The following is a 2,474-nucleotide window of genomic DNA, read 5'->3' as shown; positions in this document are numbered from 1 at the left end:
ACATTCACGGAGAGTTTGATCCTGGCTCAGGACGAACGCTGGCGGCGTGCTTAACACATGCAAGTCGAACGATGAACCACTTCGGTGGGGATTAGTGGCGAACGGGTGAGTAACACGTGGGCAATCTGCCCTGCACTCTGGGACAAGCCCTGGAAACGGGGTCTAATACCGGATATCACTTGCCGAGGCATCTCGGTGGGTTGAAAGCTCCGGCGGTGCAGGATGAGCCCGCGGCCTATCAGCTTGTTGGTGAGGTAGTGGCTCACCAAGGCGACGACGGGTAGCCGGCCTGAGAGGGCGACCGGCCACACTGGGACTGAGACACGGCCCAGACTCCTACGGGAGGCAGCAGTGGGGAATATTGCACAATGGGCGAAAGCCTGATGCAGCGACGCCGCGTGAGGGATGACGGCCTTCGGGTTGTAAACCTCTTTCAGCAGGGAAGAAGCGAAAGTGACGGTACCTGCAGAAGAAGCGCCGGCTAACTACGTGCCAGCAGCCGCGGTAATACGTAGGGCGCAAGCGTTGTCCGGAATTATTGGGCGTAAAGAGCTCGTAGGCGGCTAGTCACGTCGGGTGTGAAAGACCGGGGCTTAACCCCGGTTCTGCATTCGATACGGGCTGGCTAGAGTGTGGTAGGGGAGATCGGAATTCCTGGTGTAGCGGTGAAATGCGCAGATATCAGGAGGAACACCGGTGGCGAAGGCGGATCTCTGGGCCATTACTGACGCTGAGGAGCGAAAGCGTGGGGAGCGAACAGGATTAGATACCCTGGTAGTCCACGCCGTAAACGGTGGGAACTAGGTGTTGGCGACATTCCACGTCGTCGGTGCCGCAGCTAACGCATTAAGTTCCCCGCCTGGGGAGTACGGCCGCAAGGCTAAAACTCAAAGGAATTGACGGGGGCCCGCACAAGCAGCGGAGCATGTGGCTTAATTCGACGCAACGCGAAGAACCTTACCAAGGCTTGACATACGCCGGAAAGCATCAGAGATGGTGCCCCCCTTGTGGTCGGTGTACAGGTGGTGCATGGCTGTCGTCAGCTCGTGTCGTGAGATGTTGGGTTAAGTCCCGCAACGAGCGCAACCCTTGTTCTGTGTTGCCAGCATGCCCTTCGGGGTGATGGGGACTCACAGGAGACCGCCGGGGTCAACTCGGAGGAAGGTGGGGACGACGTCAAGTCATCATGCCCCTTATGTCTTGGGCTGCACACGTGCTACAATGGCAGGTACAAAGAGCTGCGATACCGCAAGGTGGAGCGAATCTCAAAAAGCCTGTCTCAGTTCGGATTGGGGTCTGCAACTCGACCCCATGAAGTTGGAGTTGCTAGTAATCGCAGATCAGCATTGCTGCGGTGAATACGTTCCCGGGCCTTGTACACACCGCCCGTCACGTCACGAAAGTCGGTAACACCCGAAGCCGGTGGCCCAACCCCCTTGTGGGGAGGGAGCTGTCGAAGGTGGGACTGGCGATTGGGACGAAGTCGTAACAAGGTAGCCGTACCGGAAGGTGCGGCTGGATCACCTCCTTTCTAAGGAGCATCTAGGCCGCCAAGCTTGCTTGGTGGTCCAGGGCCATTACGTCGGCACACGTTCGACGGTGGTTGCTCATGGGTGGAACGTTGATTATTCGGCACTCTCAGTCATCTCGGGCTGCAAGTACTGTCCTTCGGGGCGTGGAAAGCTGATCACGAGTGGCGAGGGTGTCGGGCACGCTGTTGGGTGTCTGAAGGTACGGCCGTATGGCCTGTCTTCAGTGCCGGCCCCAGTGCACTCCGGTTTCTTCCGGGGGTGATGGGTGGTTGGTCGTTGTTTGAGAACTGCACAGTGGACGCGAGCATCTGTGGCCAAGTTTTTAAGGGCGCACGGTGGATGCCTTGGCACCAGGAACCGATGAAGGACGTGGGAGGCCACGATAGTCCCCGGGGAGTCGTCAACCAGGCTTTGATCCGGGGGTTTCCGAATGGGGAAACCCGGCAGTCGTCATGGGCTGTCACCCATACCTGAACACATAGGGTATGTGGAGGGAACGCGGGGAAGTGAAACATCTCAGTACCCGCAGGAAGAGAAAACAACCGTGATTCCGGGAGTAGTGGCGAGCGAAACCGGATGAGGCCAAACCGTATGCGTGTGAGACCCGGCAGGGGTTGCGTATACGGGGTTGTGGGATCTCTCTTTTACGGTCTGCCGGCCGTGAGACGAGTCAGAAACCGTTGATGTAGGCGAAGGACATGCGAAAGGTCCGGCGTAGAGGGTAAGACCCCCGTAGTCGAAACATCAGCGGCTCGTTTGAGAGACACCCAAGTAGCACGGGGCCCGAGAAATCCCGTGTGAATCTGGCGGGACCACCCGCTAAGCCTAAATATTCCCTGGTGACCGATAGCGGATAGTACCGTGAGGGAATGGTGAAAAGTACCGCGGGAGCGGAGTGAAATAGTACCTGAAACCGTGTGCCTACAAGCCGTGGGAGCGTCG

Annotated in this window: 2 rRNA genes; both read left to right on the top strand. The window is 58.2% G+C overall.

What is annotated here, in order from left to right:
* Positions 1-3 precede the first annotated feature (3 nt).
* Positions 4-1,531, top strand: a 16S ribosomal RNA gene (locus ABZS97_RS43780).
* A gap of 313 nt (positions 1,532-1,844) precedes the next feature.
* Positions 1,845-2,474, top strand: a 23S ribosomal RNA gene (locus ABZS97_RS43775); the annotation flags it as partial.

Origin of the sequence: Streptomyces sp. NPDC005485 (genome assembly GCF_040606085.1) — a bacterium.
In the GTDB taxonomy this organism is placed as follows: Bacteria; Actinomycetota; Actinomycetes; order Streptomycetales; family Streptomycetaceae; genus Streptomyces.
The sequence above is the reverse complement of the archived record's forward strand: the minus strand, read 5'-3'. Positions and strand labels throughout refer to the sequence as shown.